Origin of the sequence: Streptomyces lothianensis (assembly GCF_047779955.1) — a bacterium.
Classification (GTDB): Bacteria; Actinomycetota; Actinomycetes; order Streptomycetales; family Streptomycetaceae; genus Streptomyces.
This window is the reverse complement of sequence record NZ_JBLMKT010000085.1, coordinates 1-20,133: the sequence shown is the minus strand read 5'-3', so window position 1 is coordinate 20,133 and position 20,133 is coordinate 1. Positions and strand designations below refer to the sequence as shown.

Genomic DNA, 20,133 nt, shown 5'->3' with positions numbered 1-20,133 from the left:
GTCTACACCGGCACCGGAGCCCGCCGCACCCCCCTCCCCACCTACGCCTTCCAGCACACCCGCTACTGGCCCGAGCTGTCCCCCGAAACCGCGCTCGCGGCCGCCGACGGAGTGGACGCCTCCTTCTGGGAGGCCGTCGAGAGCCAGGACCTGGACGCGCTGACGCAGGCGCTCGGCGGGGCCGACGCGGAGCCCCTGAAGGCCGCGCTGCCGACGCTCTCCACGTGGCGACGTCAACGGCGTGAGCGGTCCGCCCTGGACTCCTGGACGTACGGCATCACCTGGAAGCGCACGGACACCGGCAAGAGCAGGACCCCGACGCTTCTGGCGGGGCGCTGGCTGGTCGCCGTAGCGGACGGCCTCCCCGAGGACGACAAGCAGGCCGACGTGCTCGTGCGGGCGCTGACCGAACGCGGCGCCGACGTCGCGCGGGTCACGGTGACCGAGCGGGAGGCCCTCGCCACCCGGCTCGCGGAACTGGACCCGGCGCACATCGACGGCGTCGTCTCCCTCCTCGCCCTCGCCGACACCGACACGGACTTCGGCACCGGCACCGGCACCGCACCGCTCGGAGTCCTCGGCACGGTCGCCCTCGTCCAGGCACTGGGCGATGCGGGCGTGCAGGGACCGCTGTGGGCGCTGACCCGGGGCGCCGTCTCCGTCGGTGCGGCCGACCCGCTGGTGAGCCCCGCGCAGGCCGCCGTCTGGGGCCTGGGCCGGGTCGCCGGCCTGGAGCTGCCGCAGCGCTGGGCCGGTCTCCTCGACCTGCCGGCCGAACCTGCCGAGTGGGACGAGAACGTCACCGCCCGGCTGTGCGCGGTCCTCGGCGGCGCCCTCGCGGGCGAGGAGCAGCTCGCGGTACGCCCCTCCGGGGTCTTCGCCCGCCGTCTCGTACGGACCGGACTCGGCCCCGAGGCCGACGCGTGGCGGCCGTCCGGCACCGTGCTCGTCACCGGCGGCACCGGCGCCCTCGGCGGCCACGTCGCCCGCCGGCTCGCCGAGCGGGGCGCCGAGCACCTCGTGCTCGTCGGCCGCCATGGCCAGGATGCCCCGGGCGCGGCCGACCTCCACGACGAACTCACCGCCACCGGCGCCCGTGTGACGATCGCCGCCTGTGATGTCACGGACCGGGCGGCGCTGGAAGCGCTGTTCGCGCGGCTCGACGCCGACGGGACGCCCGTCACGGCCGTGGTGCACGCCGCGGGCGTCCCGGGCGACGGGCTCCTGGACACCCTGACCCCGGACCGGATCGCCGAGGCGCTGCGCGTCCCGGTGACCGGCGCCACCCACCTGCACCGGCTCACCGAGGGCCGCGACCTGGACGCGTTCGTCCTGTTCTCCGCGTTCGCGGGCACGGTCGGCGGCGTCGGCCAGAGCACGTACGCTGCGGCGAACGCCTACCTCGACGCGCTCGCGGCCCACCGTACGGCGCTGGGCCTGCCGGGCACGGCGATCGCCTGGGGGCCGTGGGCCGACGGCGGCACGGCACAGGACGACCCGGGCTTCGGGGACCGTATGCGCGGCCGTGGCCTGCCGGCGCTGCCGACCGAGGCGGCTCTCGCCGCCCTGACCCGCGCCGTTCCCGGCAAGGTCCAGCCCACCCGCGGGACGCCCGCATCCGTCCTCGTCGCCGACGTCGACTGGGCGGCCTTCCTGCCCGCCTACCTCGCCGCCCGCCCCGCCGTCTGGCTGGGCGACGTCCCCGAGGTCCGCGCGTTCCTCGCCCGGGCCGCCGAGGCGGGGGACGGCGCGGCGGACGGCGGTGCCGAGGAGTTCCGGGCGTCCCTGGAGGGACTGCCGGAGTCCGAGCTGAAGCGGAAGCTCCTGGAGCTGGTACGGGCGGAGGCCGCGGCGGTTCTCGGGTACGAATCGGCGGAGCCGATCGGTGCCAAGCGCCCGTTCCGCGACCTCGGGTTCGAGTCGCTGACCGCCGTCAACCTGCGCAACCAGCTCGCCGCGCGGACGGGTCTGCGGCTCCCGGTGACCCTGGTGTTCGACCACCCCACGCCCACCGCCCTCGCCGAGTTCATGCGCGGCGAGCTCGGTGGCGCGACGCGGACGTCCGCGGGGGCGGAGACGGCGATGCTGTCGGACCTGGACCGGCTGGAAGCCGGTCTCGCGGGCCTCGACGGCGACGAGGGCGCCCAGCAGCGGATCACCGCGCGCCTGCGGGCCCTGGTGGCCCGGCTGGACGGAGAGCACACGTCCGCCGAGGCGGACGGCGAGGTCGCGGACCGGCTGGACGCCGCGAGCGCCGAAGAAGTCCTGGCCTTCATCGACGACGAGTTCGGAGAGGCCTGAGCAAGCGTGAGTGCCGAAGCAAGCGCGATCACCCCCATGAGCGTGATCGCCGAAGCAAGCGTGATCGCCGAAGCAAGCGTGATTGCCGAACGTATGGAATTCCTGGAGGGGTTGGCGGGCCATGGCGGATGACAAGAAGGTCCTCGATTACCTGAAGCGGGTGACCGCGGATCTCCACCAGACCCGGCAGCGGCTGCGCGAGCTGGAGGCGGGGGAGCACGAGCCGGTCGCCATCGTGTCGATGGCCTGCCGGTTCCCCGGCGGCGTGCGGTCGCCCGAGGACCTGTGGCAGCTCGTCGACGAGGGACGCGACGCGATCTCCGCGTTCCCCGAGGACCGGGGCTGGGACCTGGAGCGGCTCTACGACGCCGACCCGGACAAGCGGGGCTCGTCGTACGCCGCCTCCGGCGGATTCCTCGACGGCGTCGGTGACTTCGACCCGGCGCTGTTCGACATCAGCCCGCGCGAGGCGCTCGCCATGGACCCGCAGCAGCGGCTCCTCCTCGAAAGCACCTGGGAACTGTTCGAGCGGGCCGGTATGGCGCCCCAGTCCATGCGCGGCCGCCAGGTCGGTGTGTTCGCCGGCGCGTCCGGCGAGGACTACTCCTCGCTGCTGCAGTTCACCGAGGGCGTCGAGGGCTACTACCTCACCGGCACCTCCGGCAGCATCGTGTCGGGCCGTATCTCGTACGCGTTCGGTCTGGAGGGCCCCGCGGTCTCCGTCGACACCGCGTGCTCGTCGGCGCTGGTCTCCCTCCACCTGGCGGCCCAGTCGCTGCGCCAGCGCGAGTGCTCCCTCGCCGTCGCCGGCGGTGTGACGGTCATGTCGGCCCCCGGCATGTTCATCGAGTTCAGCCGCCAGCGGGGCCTGGCGTCCGACGGCCGCTGCAAGGCGTTCGCGGACGCCGCCGACGGCACCGGCTGGTCCGAGGGCGTCGGCCTGGTCCTGCTGGAGCGGCTGTCCGACGCCCGCCGCAACGGCCACGAGGTCCTCGCCGTCCTCCGCGGCTCCGCCGTCAACCAGGACGGCGCCTCCAACGGCCTCACCGCCCCCAACGGCCCGTCCCAGCTCCGTGTGATCCGCCAGGCGCTCGCCAACGCAGGCCTGTCCGCCGCCCAGGTCGACGCCGTGGAGGCGCACGGCACGGGCACGACGCTCGGCGACCCGATCGAGGCGCAGGCCCTGCTCGCCACGTACGGCCAGGACCGCCCCGAGGGCCGCCCGCTGTGGCTGGGATCCCTGAAGTCGAACCTCGGCCACACCCAGGCCGCCGCCGGCGTCGCCGGGATCATCAAGATGGTCATGGCGATGCGCCACGGCGTTCTGCCCCAGACCCTCCACGTCGACCGGCCGACCAGCCACGTCGACTGGTCGGCGGGCGACGTCGAGCTGCTCACCGAGGCCCGTGCGTGGCCCGAGACGGACGAGCCGCGCCGCTTCGCGATCTCCTCGTTCGGCATCAGCGGCACCAACGCGCACACGATCATCGAGCAGGCCCCGGCGACGGACGGCAACAGCCCCGACGGGGAGTCAGGTACGTCCGACTCATCCGACTCATCCGACTCGTCCGACTCATCCGGCCAGGCTGCCGCGCCCACCCCCCGTACCCCCGCCGGAACCCCCTGGCTGCTGTCCGGCCACACCGAGCGGGCCGTGACCGAGCAGGCGGCGCGTCTCCTCGCCCACCTGGAGAACCCGCAGACGGCCCCGACCGCCCGCGCCCTGGACGTCGCCTGGTCGACCGCCGTCACCCGCTCCGCCCTCGACCAGCGCGTCGCCCTCCTCGGCGCCGACCGCACCGAACTCCTCGACGCCCTGCGGGCCGTCGCCGACGGCGCCACCGCCCCCGGCGTGCTCCGGGGCAGCACCCTCGGGCACGGCGGTCTCGCCTTCCTGTTCTCCGGCCAGGGCTCGCAGCGCCCCGGCATGGGCCGCGGGCTGTACGAGGCGTTCCCGGTGTACGCGGAGGCCTTCGACGCGGTCTGCTCGGAACTCGACAAGCACCTGGACCGCCCGCTGAAGGACGTCGTCTTCGACACCGAGTCGGACCTCCTCGACCGGACGGTCCACACCCAGGCGGGTCTTTTCGCGGTCGAGGTGGCGTTGTTCCGGCTGATGGAGCACTGGGGCATCACCCCGGACTATCTCCTCGGGCATTCGATCGGTGAACTCGCCGCCGCGTATGTGGCGGGTGTGTGGTCCCTGGAGGACGCGGCCGTGCTGGTCGCGGCTCGCGGCAGGCTGATGCAGGCCCTGCCCACCGGCGGCGCCATGATCGCCGTCCAGGCAACCGAGGAGCAGATCCTCCCGCACCTGACGGACGGTGTGTCGATCGCCGCCGTCAACGGCCCGGCCTCCGTCGTCATCTCCGGCGACGAGACGGCTGTCGAGGAGATCGCGGCCCGCTTCGAGAAGACCAAGAAGCTGAAGGTCAGCCACGCCTTCCACTCCGCCCACATGGACGGCATGCTCGACGCCTTCGCCGAAGTCGCCGGGACCCTCACCTACCACGAGCCGAAGCTCCCGGTCGTCTCCAACCTCACCGGATCCGTCGTCACCGCCGACGAGCTGCGCACCCCCGCCCACTGGGTACGGCACGTCCGCGAGGCCGTCCGCTTCGCCGACGGGCTGCACACCCTCGACACCCTCGGCGTCACCACGTACCTGGAGATCGGCCCCGGCGGCGCCCTGTCCGCGACCGGCACCGACTCCGTGCGCGCCGACGCCGCCTTCGTACCCGCCCTGCGCAAGGACCGCCCCGAGAGCGACGCGCTGACCGCTGCCGTCGCCGAACTCCACGTCCGCGGCACCACCGTCGACTGGACCGCGTTCTACGAGGGCACGGGCGCCCGCGCCATCACCCTGCCCACGTACGCGTTCCAGCACGAGCGCTACTGGCCCAAGCCGTCCACCGGCTGGACCGGGGACGTCACCGCCGTCGGCCAGCGCCCCGCCGAACACCCGCTGCTCGGCGCCGCCGTGAGCCTCGCCGAGGGCGACGGCATGCTGTTCACCGGCAGCCTGTCCGTACAGACCCACCCCTGGCTCGCCGACCACGTCGTCCTCGGCACGACACTGCTGCCCGGCACCGCCTTCGTCGAACTCGCCGTCACCGCCGGAGACGCCGTCGGCTGCGGAGAAGTACGCGAACTCACCCTCGAAGCCCCGCTCGTCCTGCCGGAGCACGGCGGCGTCGCCGTCCAGCTGTCCGTCGGCCCCGCCGACGCCCAGGGCCTGCGCGGCGTCACCGTCCACTCCCGGCCCGCCACCGACCAGGCGGACGAGCCGTGGACCCGCCACGCCACCGGCATCCTCGCCCCCGCCCCGGCCCCGGGGGCGGCGAGCAGCGCCGCCGACGACCTCACCGCCTGGCCCCCGCCCGGCGCCACCCCGCTCGCCCTCGGCGCCTTCTACGAGGACCTCGCCGCCCAGAGCTATTCCTACGGCCCCGCCTTCCAGGGACTGACCGCCGCCTGGCGCCTCGGCGAGGAACTCTTCGCCGAGGTCACCCTCCCCGACGGCGCCGCCGACGACGCCCGCGCCTACGGACTCCACCCGGCGCTGCTCGACACGGCCATGCACGTCAACGCCCTCAACGACCTCGACGGCGGCATGGGCGAGGGCCGCGGCCGCCTGCCGTTCTCCTGGAACGGCGTCACCCTCCACGCCGGCGGCGCCTCCGCCGTCCGCGTAAGGCTCCGGCGCACCGCGGGCGGCGACGGCGTCACCGTCCGCCTCACCGACACCACCGGCAGGCCCGTCGCCACCGTCGAGGAACTCGTCTTCCGTCCGGTCTCCGCCGCCCAGCTCGCCGACGCCGAATCCGGTGCCGCACCGGACTCGCTCTACCGCGTCGACTGGACCCCGCTCACCGCCGATGGCAGCCACGACACCGACGACTGCGCGCTCATCGGCGACAACGGTCTCAAGCTGCCCGCCGGCGCCCGGTTCGAGAGCCTCACCGCGCTCGCCCGCGCCGTCGACGACGGCATGCCACTGCCCTCCACCCTTGTCGCGCCCCTGCTGACCCGCCCCGGCACGCCCCTCGCCGAGGCCGCGCACGCGTCCGCGCACCGCGCCCTGGAACTCGCCCAGGAACTCCTGGCCGACGACCGCTTCGAGCAGACCCGCCTCGTCCTCGTGACCCGAGGTGCCGTCAGCACCGGTGAGGGCGACATCCTCGACGAGCCGGCCCAGTCCGCCGCCTGGGGCCTCATCAGGTCCGCCCAGAACGAGAATCCGGGCCGCTTCGTCCTGATCGACCTCGACACCGCCCCGGCCTCCCGCCGCGCCCTCCTCCAGGCACTCGCCACCCCGGAACCGCAACTCGCAGTCCGCGACGGCGCCCTGTACGTACCGAGGCTGGCCCGCGCCCCACGAGCGGAAACAGCCACCACAGCCGAGGAAACCACCGCTGCCGCAGCCGAACCGGCCACCGCAGACACCGAAACCGGAGCCGCCACCGGAGCCGCCACCGGAGCCGAAACCCCCACCCTCCTCGACCCCGAAGGCACCGTCCTCCTCACCGGCGCCACCGGCACCATCGGCACCCTCCTCGCCGAGCACCTCGTCCGCGCCCACGACGCCCGCCATCTGCTGCTGCTCAGCCGGCGCGGCGGCGACGCGCCCGGCGCGGCCGAACTCACCGCACGCCTCCGGGAGCTGGGAGCCGCCACCGTCACCTTCGCCGCCGTCGACGCCGGTGACCGCGAGGCGCTCGCCCGTGTCGTCGCCGCCGTCCCCGCCGAGCACCCGCTCACCTCCGTCATCCACGCCGCCGCCCTGTCCGACGACGGCGTCCTGACCGCGCTCACACCCGAACGCGTCGACAGCGTGCTCACCCCCAAGCTCGACGCGGCCGTGCACCTGCACGAACTCACCCAGGACCTGGACCTGGCATCGTTCGTGCTCTTCTCCTCGCTGGCCGCCACCCTCGGCGGCCCCGGGCAGGGCAACTACGCCGCCGCCAACCTCTTCCTCGACGCCCTGGCCACCCACCGCAGGGACCATGGCCTGCCGGCCGTCGCGCTCGCCTGGGGCCTGTGGGCCGAGCGCAGCGGCCTCGCCGAGAACCTCGACGAGTCCCACCTCCAGCGCATCGACCGGGCCGGCGTCACCGCCATGTCCGCCGAGGACGGCCTCGCGCTGTTCGACGCGGCGACCGTCCGCCCCGAACCGGTCGTCGTCCCCGCCCACATCAACCTGCCCGCGCGCTCCGACACGCCCGTCGAGGCGATCCCGCCGCTGTTGCGCGGCCTGATCAGGGCCGCCGCCCGCCCGACCGCCGCCACGGCGGACACGGCGATCGTCTCCTCTCTCGTGCAGCGCCTGGTGCAGCTGCCCGAGGAGGACCGTACGGCTTTCGTCCTCGACGTCGTCCGCGACGCCGCGGCCGCCGTGCTCGGCTACCGCTCCGCCACCGAGATCCAGCCCCAACGCGCCTTCAGCGACCTCGGATTCGACTCCCTGACCGCCGTCGAGATGCGCAACCGGCTGAGCCTCGCCACCGAGATGCGGCTGCCCGCCACGCTCGTCTTCGACTTCCCGACCCCGGCCGTCCTCGCCGACCACCTCTGCGCCGAGCTCCTCGGCAGCGGCCGGGCCGCCGCCGAGACCGCCGCCGTCCGGGCGGCCGTCCCGGCCGACGACGACCCGATCGTCATCATCGGCATGAGCTGCCGACTCCCCGGCGACGTCCGCTCGCCCGAGGACCTGTGGCAGCTCGTCCGCGACGGCCGCGACGCCATGGGACCGATCCCCGCCGACCGGGGCTGGCGCGTCGACGCCCTGCCCGGCACCGAGCCCGGCACCCCCTTCGAGCTGCTTGGCGGCTTCGTCTCCGACCCGGGCGGATTCGACCCGGCCTTCTTCGGGATCTCGCCGCGTGAGGCCCTCGCCATGGACCCGCAGCAGCGTCTGCTCCTGGAGACCTCGTGGGAGGCGTTCGAGCGGGCCGGCATCGACCCGGCCACCGTGAAGGGCAGCAGCGTCGGCGTGTTCGCCGGCTCCAGCGGCCAGGACTACTCGGCGCTCCTCAACGCCTCCGAGGGCAACGAGGGTTACCTGCTGACCGGCATCTCCGCCAGCGTCGTCTCCGGCCGTGTCTCGTACGCCTTCGGTCTCGAGGGCCCCGCCGTCACCATCGACACCGCCTGCTCCTCCTCCCTCGTCGCCCTGCACATGGCCGTACGAGCCCTGCGCAGCGGCGAATGCTCCATGGCCCTCGCCGGAGGAGTCATGGTCATGGCCACCCCGGCGGCCTTCGCCGGCCTGAGCGGCCAAGGCGGCTTCGCCGCCGACGGGCGCTGCAAGGCCTTCGCCGACGCCGCCGACGGCACCGGCTGGTCCGAAGGCGTCGGCGTCCTCCTCGTCGAGCGCCTCTCCGACGCCCGCCGCAACGGCCACCAGGTCCTCGCTGTCGTCCGTGGCACAGCTGTCAACCAGGACGGTGCCTCCAACGGCCTGACCGCCCCCAACGGCCCTTCCCAGCAGCGTGTCATCCGCGCCGCCCTCGCGGACGCGGGCCTCTCGCCCGCCGACGTGGACGCCGTCGAGGCCCACGGCACGGGCACGAAGCTCGGCGACCCGATCGAGGCGCAGGCACTGCTCTCCACCTACGGCCAGGAACACGACGCCGACCGGCCGCTGATGCTCGGCTCCCTGAAGTCGAACATCGGCCACTCCCAGGCCGCCGCCGGCGTCGCCGGCATCATCAAGATGGTCATGTCGCTGCGGCACGGCGTCCTGGCAAAGACCCTCCACGTCGACCGGCCGACCACCCACGTCGACTGGACGGAGGGCGCGGTCGAGGTCCTCACCGAGGAGCGGACCTGGCCCGAGACGGGCAGGCTCCGCCGAGGCGCCGTATCGTCCTTCGGCGTCAGCGGCACCAACGCCCACATCATCCTGGAGCAGGCACCCGAGCAGGCACCCGAGGGCACCGCCGAGCAGGACACCCCTGGCAAGGACCCGGTCCTGAACCAGGCCGCGGCAACCTCCCGCGTCCCCGTCGTGCTCTCGGCCCGGACCGAGGACGCTCTGCGCGCCCAGGCCGCCCGCCTCGCCGACCACCTCACCGCCCGCCCCGACCTCAGCCTCGTGGACATCGCCTGGTCGCAGGCCACCAGCCGCGCCCACTTCGACCACCGTGCCGCCCTCGTCCCTGGCGACCGCGACAGCCTGCTGAACGACCTGCGCTCCCTCGCGGAGGGCCTGGCCGCTCCCGGCACGGTGACCGGTCAGACCACGGCACCGACCCGCCCGGTCTTCGTCTTCCCCGGGCAGGGTGCGCAGTGGGTGGGGATGGCGGTCGGACTCCTCGACGCCTCCCCGGTGTTCGCGGCCCGGATGGCCGAGTGCGCGGCAGCACTGGCCCCGTATACGCCTGACTGGTCGCTGCTTGATGCCGTACGAGGCGTCGAAGGCGCCCCGGGTTTCGACCGGGTGGATGTGGTCCAGCCGGTGCTGTGGGCCGTGATGGTGTCCCTGGCCGAGGTGTGGCGCTCCTACGGTGTCGAACCATCCGCTGTCATCGGTCACTCCCAGGGTGAGATCGCCGCTGCCGTGGTGGCGGGTGTGCTGTCGCTGGAGGACGCAGCGAAGGTCGTGGCCCTGCGGTCCCGGGCAATCACCGCGCTCGCGGGCCGCGGCGGCATGGTCTCCATCGCCCAGGCGGCCGATGCGGTCCGTGAGCTGATCACGGCCTGGGACGGCCGTATCTCGGTCGCGGCCGTCAACGGCCCGTCCTCCACCATCGTCTCGGGCGACGTCGACGCCCTGGACGAGCTGGTGAGGCATTGCGAGACCACCGACATCCGCGCCCGCAAGGTCGACGTCGACTACGCCTCCCACTCCGCGCACGTCGAGGAGATCAAGACCGAACTGGCGGAACTCCTGGCCGGGATCACCCCGCAGCCCGCAACCACCGCCCTCTACTCGTCGCTGACCGGTCGTCTCCTCGATTCCGAGACGGTGATGGACGGCACGTACTGGTACGACAACCTCCGCGCCACCGTCGAGTTCGAACAGGCCACCCGCACCGCCCTCGCCGACGGCCACACCGTCTTCATCGAAGTCAGCCCCCACCCCGTCCTCGCCCTGGGCCTCCAGGGCACCATCGAAGACAACGAAGCAGACGCCACCACCCTGGGCACCCTCCGCCGCGACGAGGACGAGCCGCAGCGGCTGCTCACCTCCCTCGCCGAAGCGCACTGCCACGGCGTGAGCGTCGACTGGCAGACGGTCTTCGCGGGCACCGGAGCCCGCCGGGTCGACCTCCCCACGTACGCCTTCCAGCACCAGAACTACTGGCTGCCCATGCCGGGCGACGGCGTCGGCGACCTGGCCTCCGCCGGACTCGGCACCACCGCCCACCCGATGCTGACCGCTGCCGTGCCGCTCGCCGATACCGACGGGTACGTCCTCACCGGCCGGTTCTCCACCCGCAGCCATCCGTGGATGGCCGAGCACGTGGTGATGGGGACGGTCATCGTGCCCGGCACCGCATTCGTCGAGATGGCCAACCACGCCGCCCACGTCAGCGGGTGTGAAACCGTCGAGGAACTCACCATCGAGGCCCCGCTGACCCTCGTCGACGGTGAGGCCCGCCAGATTCAGGTCGCGGTCGGTGCCCCCGACGGGACCGGCCGCCGTACCGTCACCGTCCACTCCCGGCCCGCCGCCGACGCCGACGACACCGGCCTGCTCTGGACCCGGCACGCCGCAGGCGTCCTCGCCCCGACCGGCGCCGCGGGCGGCACGGCCGTGCCGGACTTCGACTTCACCGCCTGGCCGCCGGCCGGCGCCGTCGAGCTTCCCGTGGAGGGCTTCTACGAGCAGGCCGCCCTGACCGGCTTCGACTACGGCCCCATGTTCCAGGGCATCACCCGCGCCTGGCAGCTCGGCGAGGACATCTACGCCGACCTCGCCCTGCCGCAGGACGGCCGTGCCGAGGCCGCCGACCACGGTCTCCACCCCGGCCTGCTCGACTCGGCCCTGCAGTCCATGGGCCTCGGCGACTTCAAGCCCGGCACGGGCCGAGGCGAGGACGCGGGCAAGCCCCGACTGCCGTTCGCTTGGCGTGGCGTGACCCTGCACGCCACCGGGGCCTCCGTGCTCCGCGCCCGGCTCCTGCCGGTCGGCCCCAACGGCATCGGCTTCCAGATCGCCGACGCCACCGGCGCGCCCGTCATCTCCATCGGCGAACTGGCGATGCGGCCCGTCGAACCCGAGCAGCTGAAGGCCGCGACCCGCGCCGCCGGCGACGACTCCCTCTTCGCCCTCGACTGGACCCCGATCGCCCCCGCCGCCACCCCCGCCGCCACGGCGGCCGTCGGCGCCGCCTGGGCCCACCTCGGCGCCGCACAGGCCCCGTACAGCGCCCACGGCGTCCGCCCGGCCGCGTACGCCGACCTCGCCGAGCTGCTCGGCGCCCTCGACGCGGGCGCCCCGGTGCCCGACGTCGTCGTCGCCGAGATCCGTGGCGACGGCGGTACGGCCACCGGTGTCGCCGAGGCGGCCCACACCACGACCCTCCACACGCTCGACACCCTCCAGAAGTGGCTCGCCGACGAGCGCCTCGCCGACACCCGCCTTGTGCTCACCACCGTCGGCGCCCTGGCCACCCGCCCCGGCGAGGACGTCACCGACCTGGCCGCCGCACCGGTGTGGGGTCTGGTCCGGTCCGCGCAGTCCGAACACCCGGACCGTTTCGTCCTCGCCGACACCGACGGCCAGGACACCTCCTGGGCCGCCCTGCCCGATGCCCTCGCGGCAGCCCTCGCGACGGCGTCCGCTCCCACCGAACCCCAGCTCGCCCTGCGCGCCGGAGCCGCCCTCGCCCCGCGCCTGGCCCGCGCCGCGGCGCCCACCGCCGACGACACCGGCCTCGCCCTCGACCCGGACGGCACCGTCCTCGTCACCGGCGGCACCGGTGTTCTCGGCGGCCACGTCGCCCGCCACCTCGCGGCCGAACACGGCGCCCGCAGGCTCCTGCTGATCAGCCGTCAGGGCCCGGACGCCCCCGGCGCCGACGCCCTCGTCGCCGACCTCCGGGCACATGGCGCCCACGTCGACATCGTCGCCTGCGACGCCGCCGACCGCGACGCCCTGGCTGCCCTCCTCGCCTCCGTACCGGAGCAGCACCCGCTGACCGCCGTCATCCACACCGCCGGCGTCCTCGACGACGGTGTCATCACCTCCCTGACCGCCGAGCGGCTCGCCGCCGTCCAGCGGCCCAAGACCGACGCGGCCTGGAACCTGCACGCACTCACCCGGGACCGTGGCCTGGCCGCGTTCGTCCTGTACTCCTCCGCCGCCGGCACCCTCGGCAGCTCCGGACAGGGCAACTACGCCGCCGGCAACGCCTTCCTGGACGCCCTCGCCCAGCACCGCCGCGCCCACGGCCTGCCCGCCACCGCCCTCGCCTGGGGCTTCTGGGCCGAGGCCAGCAGCATGACCGGTCACCTCGACGAGGCCGACGTCCGCCGCATGAGCGGCGCCGGTGTCATCGGCCTCACCGACGAGCAGGGCCTCGCCCTCTTCGACCGGGCCACCGCCCGCCCCGACGCCCTGCTGCTGCCCATCCGCCTCGACTTCGCGGGCCTGCGCGCCCGCGCCGCCTCCGGCGCGCTGCCGCCGCTCCTTCGCGGCCTCGTCCGCGCGCAGGCCAAGCGCGCCGGGGACGCGGGCGGCGCCCCGGTCGTCCCGCTCGCCCAGCGCCTCGCCGGCCTCTCCGAGGAGGAGCGCGACCGGGTGGTCCTCGACCTGGTCCGCACGCACGCGGCGGCCGTCCTCGGGCACGCCACACCCGAGGCCATCGACCCGCACGACGCGTTCAAGAAGCTCGGCTTCGACTCGCTGATCGCGATCGACCTGCGCAACCGGCTCAACACCGTGACCGGACTGCGGCTGCCCGCCACGCTCGTCTTCGACTACCCGAACCCTGTCGAACTCGCCGCCCACCTGCGCGGGGAGGTCGTCCCGGATGCCGTGTCCGACACCGCCGCCCCGGTCCTCGCCGAGCTCGACCGGATCGCCGCCGTCCTCGCGGGCATCGGCGACACCGGCCACCGTACGCAGATCGGCGACCGGCTCAAGGGACTCCTCGCCCAGGTGGAAACGGTGCGTGCCGGCGACGGCACCGACCTCGGCGACACCGACCTCGACGAGGCCAGCGACGACGAGATCTTCGACTTCCTCGGACGGGAGTTCGGCATCGCATGACCGACCGCACCGGCCACCGCACCGGCCACCGCCACCGCACCGGCCACTGCGCCAGCCAGCCCCGGCCCCGGACCGTACCGGCACACATCCGCTTCGAGGAGCGACCTCACCATGACTGACGCACCGAAGACCGACGAACAGAAGCTGCGTTACTTCCTCAAGCGGGTGACGGCAGACCTCCAGGAAACCCGCGGCAAGCTCCAGGAGACCGAGGCCAAGGCCCACGAGCCCATCGCCATCACGGCCATGAGCTGCCGCTTCCCCGGCGACGTCCGCACCCCCGAGGACCTGTGGCGGGTCGTCTCGTCCGCCACCGACGCCCTCTCCCCGTTCCCCGAGGACCGAGGCTGGGACTTCGAGGGCCTGTTCTTCAAGGATGACGACGAGCCGGACAAGTCGTACTCGCTCGAAGGCGGCTTCGTCTACGACGTCCCGCGCTTCGATGCCGAGTTCTTCGGAATCTCGCCGCGCGAGGCCATCGCCATGGACCCGCAGCAGCGGATCGTCCTGGAGACCGCATGGGAGGTCGTCGAACGCGCCGGCATCGACATGGCCACGCTCCGGGGCACCCGGACCGGCGTGTTCATCGGCACCAGCTTCCAGGGATACGGCGCCGCCATCGAGAACCCGCCGGAGGGCACCGAGCTCTACCTCGGCATCGGCACCACCATCAGCGTCGCCTCCGGCCGCGTCGCCTACACCTTCGGCCTCAACGGCCCCGCCGTCACCATCGACACCGCCTGCTCCTCCTCCCTCGTGGCCCTCCACACGGCGGCGCAGTCGCTGCGCAGGAACGAGTGCTCCATGGCGCTCGTCGGCGGTGTCACCGTCATGGCCAACGCGGGTGCGTTCACCGAGTTCAGCCGCCAGCGCGGCCTGTCCACCAGCGGCCGTTGCAAGGCCTTCTCCGCCGACGCCGACGGCACCGGCTGGGGCGAGGGCGTCGGCATGTTCCTCGTCGAGCGGCTCTCCGACGCCCAGAAGGCCGGCCGTAAGATCCTCGCCGTCATACGCGGCTCCGCCATCAACCAGGACGGCGCCTCCAACGGCCTCACCGCCCCCAACGGCCCCGCCCAGCACCGCGTCATCCGCGCCGCCCTCGACGACGCCGGCCTGTCACCCGCCCAGATCGACCTCGTCGAGGCGCACGGCACCGGCACCAAGCTCGGCGACCCCATCGAGGCGCAGGCGCTCCTCAGCGCGTACGGCAAGAGCCGCCCCGAGGGACGGCCGCTGTGGCTCGGCTCGGTCAAGTCGAACATCGGCCACACCCAGGCCGCCGCGGGCGCCGCCGGGCTCATCAAGACCGTGATGGCCCTCCAGCACGGCGAGCTCCCGCCCACCCTCCACATCGACACGCCCTCCGAGTACGTCGACTGGAACGCGGGCGAACTCGCCCTCGTCTCCGAGCTCACCTCCTGGCCGGAGACCGGCGCCCCGCGCCGGGCCGGTGTGTCGTCGTTCGGCGTCAGCGGCACCAACGCCCACGTCATCGTGGAACAGGCCCCGGCGCAGGAGCCCGCTGCCCCGGCCGAGCCTTCGGCTCCGGTGGCGAGCGTCCCGTGGGTGCTGTCGGCGAAGAGCGAGCGTGCTCTGGCTGCGCAGGCGGAGCGTCTGCTTGCGTATGTACGGGGGGACTCGGCCGCTTCCCTGACGGACATCGGCTACTCCCTCGCCCTGACCCGCTCGCACTTCGAACACCGCGCGGCGGTCGTGGCCGCCGACCGCGCCGACTTCGAGACCGCCCTGGCCTCGATCGCCTCCGGCACACCCGCGCCCACGGTCACGTCGGGCGTGGCGGGCCGCGCGACGCGTCCGGTGTTCGTGTTCCCGGGGCAGGGTGCGCAGTGGGCGGGGATGGCGGTCGGACTCCTCGACTCGTCTCCGGTGTTCGCGGCCAGCATGGCCGAGTGCGCGGCAGCACTGGCCCCGCACACGGACTGGTCGCTTCTCGATGCCGTACGAGGCGTCGATGGTGCTCCGGGTTTCGACCGGGTGGATGTGGTCCAGCCGGTGCTGTGGGCCGTGATGGTGTCGCTGGCGGAGGTGTGGCGTTCCTACGGTGTCGAACCGGCGGCTGTGATCGGGCATTCGCAGGGTGAGATTGCGGCTGCTGTGGTGGCGGGTGTGCTGTCGCTGGAGGACGCGGCGAAGGTGGTGGCGCTGCGGTCCCGCGCGATCATTGCTCTCGCGGGCCGGGGCGGGATGGTGTCCGTCGCGCAGCCTGCTGCGTGGGTGCGTGACACGATCACGGCCTGGGACGGTCGTATCTCGGTCGCGGCGGTCAACGGCCCGTCCTCCACCATCGTCTCGGGCGACGTCGACGCGTTGGACGAGTTGATCGCCGCGTGTGACGCGGCGGGCGTGCGCGCCCGCAAGGTCGATGTCGACTACGCCTCGCACTCCGCACACGTCGAGGAGATCCGCGAGGAGCTGTCCGAGCTTCTGGCCGGGATCACCCCGCAGCCCGCAACCACCGCCCTCTACTCGTCGCTGACCGGTCGTCTCCTGGACTCCGAGACGGTGATGGACGGCACGTACTGGTACGACAACCTCCGTGCCACCGTCGAGTTCGAACAGGCCACCCGCACCGCCCTCGCCGACGGCCACACCGTCTTCATCGAGGTCAGCCCGCACCCGGTCCTGTCCCTGGGCCTGCAGGGCACCATCGAGGACGCCGAAGCAACCGCCACCACCCTGGGCACCCTCCGCCGCGACGAAGGCGGCCCGGACCGCATCCTCACCTCCCTCGCCGAAGCGCACTGCCACGGCGTGAGCATCGACTGGCAGACGGTCTACACCGGCACCGGAGCCCGCCGAGTCGACCTCCCCACCTACGCCTTCCAGGGCACCCGCTACTGGATCTCCGACGAGGTCACCCCGCCCACCGCCGTCGCCCCCGAGGCGAACGCCGCCGACAGCGCCTTCTGGGAGGCCGTCGAGCACGCCGACGTCCAGGCCGTCGCCGACATCCTCCGCGTCGACGCCGACGCGGCCGGGCAGGCCCTCGACGCCACCGTGCCGTTCCTCTCCGCCTGGCGGAAGCGGCTCCGCGAGACGTCCACCACGGACGACTGGCGCTACGAGGTCTCCTGGCGCGTCCACCCCCGCCCGTCCACCGGCCGCCCCACCGGCACCTGGCTCGTGCCGGTCGCCGAGAACCTGGCCGAAGACCCGTACACGACGTCCGTCCTCGACGCCCTCGCCCAGCACGGCGCCGAGCCCGTCGTCCTCGCCGTCCCCGAGACCGAGACCGCCGACCCGGACGCCCTGGCGGCCCGTATCGGCACGACCCTCGCCACCCTCTCCGCCGAGGGCACCACCACCCCGACCGGCGTCCTCTCCCTCCTCGCCCTGGACGGCGCCCCGCACCCCGACGGCCCCGCCGTCCCCCGCGGCTACGCTGCCACGGTCACCCTGCTCCAGGCCCTCGGCCGGGCCGGGGTCCGCGCCCCCCTGTGGCCCGCCACCCGGGGCGCCGTCTCCGTCAACGTCGCCGACCCGCTGGACGCCCCGTACCAGGCCGCCGTCTGGGGCATGGGCCGCGTCGCCGCGCTCGAACACCCCGACCGCTGGGGCGGCGTCATCGACCTGCCGCCCGTCCTCGACGAGCGCACCTCCGCCCTGCTTGCCGCCGCCCTCGGCGACTCCGGCCCCGAGGACCAGATCGCCGTACGGACCGCCGGAACGTTCGTACGCAGGCTGCGCCGCCTGCCCCTGAAGGCCGCGACCGGCGACACCTCCTGGCGTACCCAGGGCACCATCCTCATCACCGGCGGTACGGGAGCCCTCGGCGGCCAGGTCGCCCGCTGGCTCGCCGGCAGCGGCGCCGAGCACCTGCTGCTCGTCAGCCGCCGCGGCCCCCAGGCTCCCGGCGCCGACGCCCTGCGCGACGAACTCACCGCCCTCGGCGCCCGCGTGACCATCGCGGCCTGCGACACCGGTGACCGAGACGCCCTGGCCGGCCTCCTCGCCTCCGTACCGGCGGAGCAGCCGCTGACCGCCGTGGTCCACACCGCCGCCGTGCTCGACGACAGCGTCATCGACTCCCTCGGCCTCGACCAGATCGACCGGGCCCTGCACGCCAAGGCACGCGCCGCCCACAACCTGCACGAGCTGACCGCCGACCTCGACCTCAAGGCGTTCGTGCTGTTCTCGTCCTTCGGCGGCACCGTCGGCACCCCCGGCCAGGGCAACTACGCCCCCGGCAACGCCGTCCTCGACGCCCTCGCCCTGCACCGCCGGGGCCGCGGCCTGCCCGCCACCTCGGTCGCCTGGGGCGCCTGGGGCGGCGGCGGCATGGCCGAGGGCGACTTCGGCGACACCCTCAGCCGCCACGGCCTGCGCGAGATGAAGCCCGAACTGGCCACCGGGGCGCTCCAGCAGGCCCTGGAGCAGAACGAGACGAGCCTGCTCATCGCCGATATCGACTGGGAGCGCTTCTACGTCGCCTTCACCGCGATACGCCACAGCCCCCTGCTCGAAGACGTTCCCGACGTCCGCGACATCGCCCGCGCCATGGCCGATTCCGGCAGCGGCGACGAGCCGTCCGAGCTCGTCCAGCGCCTGGCCGGACTCACCGAGCAGGAACAGGAGACCATCCTCGTCGAGCTGATCCGCGAGTGCGTCTCCGCCGTCCTCGGCTTCTCCGGCAACGAGGCCGTCCCGGTCCGCAAGGCGTTCCGCGAGATGGGCTTCGACTCCGTCACCGCCGTCGAACTCCGCAACCGCCTCTCCTCCCGCACCGGCCTGAAACTGCCGGTCACGACCGCGTTCGACTACCCCACGTCCAGGACTCTGGCGGCATTCATGCGCGAACAGCTACTCCAGGACGGTGAGGCCGTCGCGACGGCCGCCCTCGAGGACCTCGACCGGATCGAGACCGCGATGGCAGCCGTCGGCGCCGACAACGTCGGTCGCACGCGGGTCCTGCTGCGCATGAAGGCGCTCGTCGCCTCCTGGCAGCAGGAACCCCGCGGCGACGCGCCGGCCTCCGCGGCGGCGGAGATCGGATCCGCCTCCGACGACGAGATGTTCCAGCTGCTCGGCGAGAAGTTCGGCATTTCGTAACCGCTGCCCAGCGCGGCAAGCACACGTCAAGGAAAGGACGTCAGGGTGGCGAACGAAGACAAGCTCCGCTACTTCCTCAAGCGCGTCAGCACCGATCTCGACGCGGCGCACGAACGGCTGCGCGAGATGGAGGCCCGCGACACGGAGCCGATCGCGGTCGTCGGCATGAGCTGCCGGTTCCCCGGCGGCGTGACCACCCCCGCCGCACTGTGGCGGATGGTCTTCGACGGCACCGACGCCATGGCGCCCTTCCCGACCGACCGAGGCTGGGACCTCGGGTCGATCATCGACGACACCGACTCCGACCAGGCCGGCACCTCGTACGTCGCCGACGGCGGATTCCTCGGCAAAGTCGCCGACTTCGACCCGGGGTTCTTCGGGATCTCGCCGCGCGAGGCCCTTGCCATGGACCCGCAGCAGCGCCTCCTCCTGGAGACCTCCTGGGAGGCGTTCGAGCACGCCGGCATCGACCCGGAGGCGGTACGCGGCAGCCAGGTCGGCGTCTTCGCCGGTACGAACGGACAGGACTACCCCCTCCTCCTCGTCGGCAACCAGTCCGGCCTCGAGGGCTACCTCGGCACCGGCGGCGCCGCCGCCGTCGTCTCCGGCCGCGTCTCGTACACGATGGGCCTGGAGGGCCCGGCGGTGACGGTCGACACGGCCTGCTCGTCGTCCCTGGTCGCCCTGCACCTCGCCGTGCAGTCCCTGCGGAACGGCGAGTCGAGCATGGCCCTCGCGGGCGGCGTCACGCTCATGGCCACCCCCGGCATGTTCATCGACTTCAGCCGCCAGCGCGGACTCGCCCGCGACGGCCGCTGCAAGGCGTTCGCGGACGCCGCCGACGGCACCGGCTTCTCCGAGGGCGTCGGCATGATTCTCCTGGAGAAGCTGTCCGACGCCCGCCGCAACGGCCACGAGGTCCTTGCGGTGGTGCGCGGCTCGGCGGTCAACCAGGACGGTGCCTCCAATGGTCTGACCGCCCCCAACGGTCCGTCCCAGCAGCGCGTCATCCTCAAGGCCCTCGACAACGCCGGCCTCTCGACCGCCGATATCGACATCGTCGAGGGCCACGGCACGGGCACGACACTCGGCGACCCGATCGAGGCGCAGGCGCTGCTCGCGACGTACGGGCAGGGCCGCAGCGAGGACCGCCCGTTGTGGCTCGGCTCCCTCAAGTCGAACATCGGCCACTCCCAGGCCGCCGCCGGCGTCGCGGGCATCATGAAGATGGTTCTCGCTCTCCAGCACGGCGTGCTTCCGCAGACCCTCCATGTCGACCAGCCCTCCACCCATGTCGACTGGACCGCCGGCAACGTCTCCCTCCTCACCGAGAACCGCCCTTGGCCGGAGACGGGTGCGCCGCGCCGCGCGGGCGTGTCGTCGTTCGGTGTCAGCGGTACGAATGCGCACGTGATCCTGGAGCAGGCGCCGGTGGAGGAGGCGCCTGCTGTTTCGGCGGGGTCTTCGGCTCCGGTGGTGTCGCTGGGTGTGGTGCCGTGGGTGTTGTCGGGCAGGACGGAGTCCGCGCTGCGGGCGCA

At 73.5% G+C, this 20,133-nt stretch carries 5 protein-coding genes; all 5 read left to right on the top strand.

Annotation, left to right across the window (positions count from 1 at the left end):
• Nucleotides 1–2,301 (top strand): SDR family NAD(P)-dependent oxidoreductase (locus ACLF6P_RS29425; RefSeq protein WP_415954463.1); only part of this gene is annotated, 2,301 nt, incomplete at its 5' end.
• A gap of 6 nt (nucleotides 2,302–2,307) precedes the next feature.
• On the top strand, nucleotides 2,308–2,433 hold the full coding sequence (locus ACLF6P_RS29420) for a hypothetical protein (protein ID WP_415954462.1): 126 nt from the start codon (nucleotides 2,308–2,310) through the stop codon (nucleotides 2,431–2,433).
• A complete protein-coding gene (locus tag ACLF6P_RS29415) occupies nucleotides 2,423–13,525 on the top strand; it encodes a type I polyketide synthase (RefSeq protein ID WP_415954461.1) in 11,103 nt (3,700 codons plus the stop codon). The genes ACLF6P_RS29420 and ACLF6P_RS29415 overlap by 11 nt, the downstream gene beginning before the upstream one ends.
• Before the next feature lie 111 nt (nucleotides 13,526–13,636).
• The gene (locus ACLF6P_RS29410) at nucleotides 13,637–18,595 is read left to right on the top strand and encodes a type I polyketide synthase (RefSeq protein ID WP_415954460.1); all 4,959 of its coding nucleotides are present in this window, start codon (nucleotides 13,637–13,639) and stop codon (nucleotides 18,593–18,595) included.
• A 45-nt stretch (nucleotides 18,596–18,640) separates the two neighbouring features.
• On the top strand, nucleotides 18,641–20,133 hold a 1,493-nt coding region (locus tag ACLF6P_RS29405), incomplete at its 3' end, for a type I polyketide synthase (RefSeq protein ID WP_415954459.1).

Coding starts and splice junctions, on each gene's coding strand:
- ACLF6P_RS29415 (WP_415954461.1), top strand. CDS start 2,423: ATGGCGGATGACAAGAAGGTCCTCGATTACCTGAAGCGGGTGACCGCG.
- ACLF6P_RS29410 (WP_415954460.1), top strand. CDS start 13,637: ATGACTGACGCACCGAAGACCGACGAACAGAAGCTGCGTTACTTCCTC.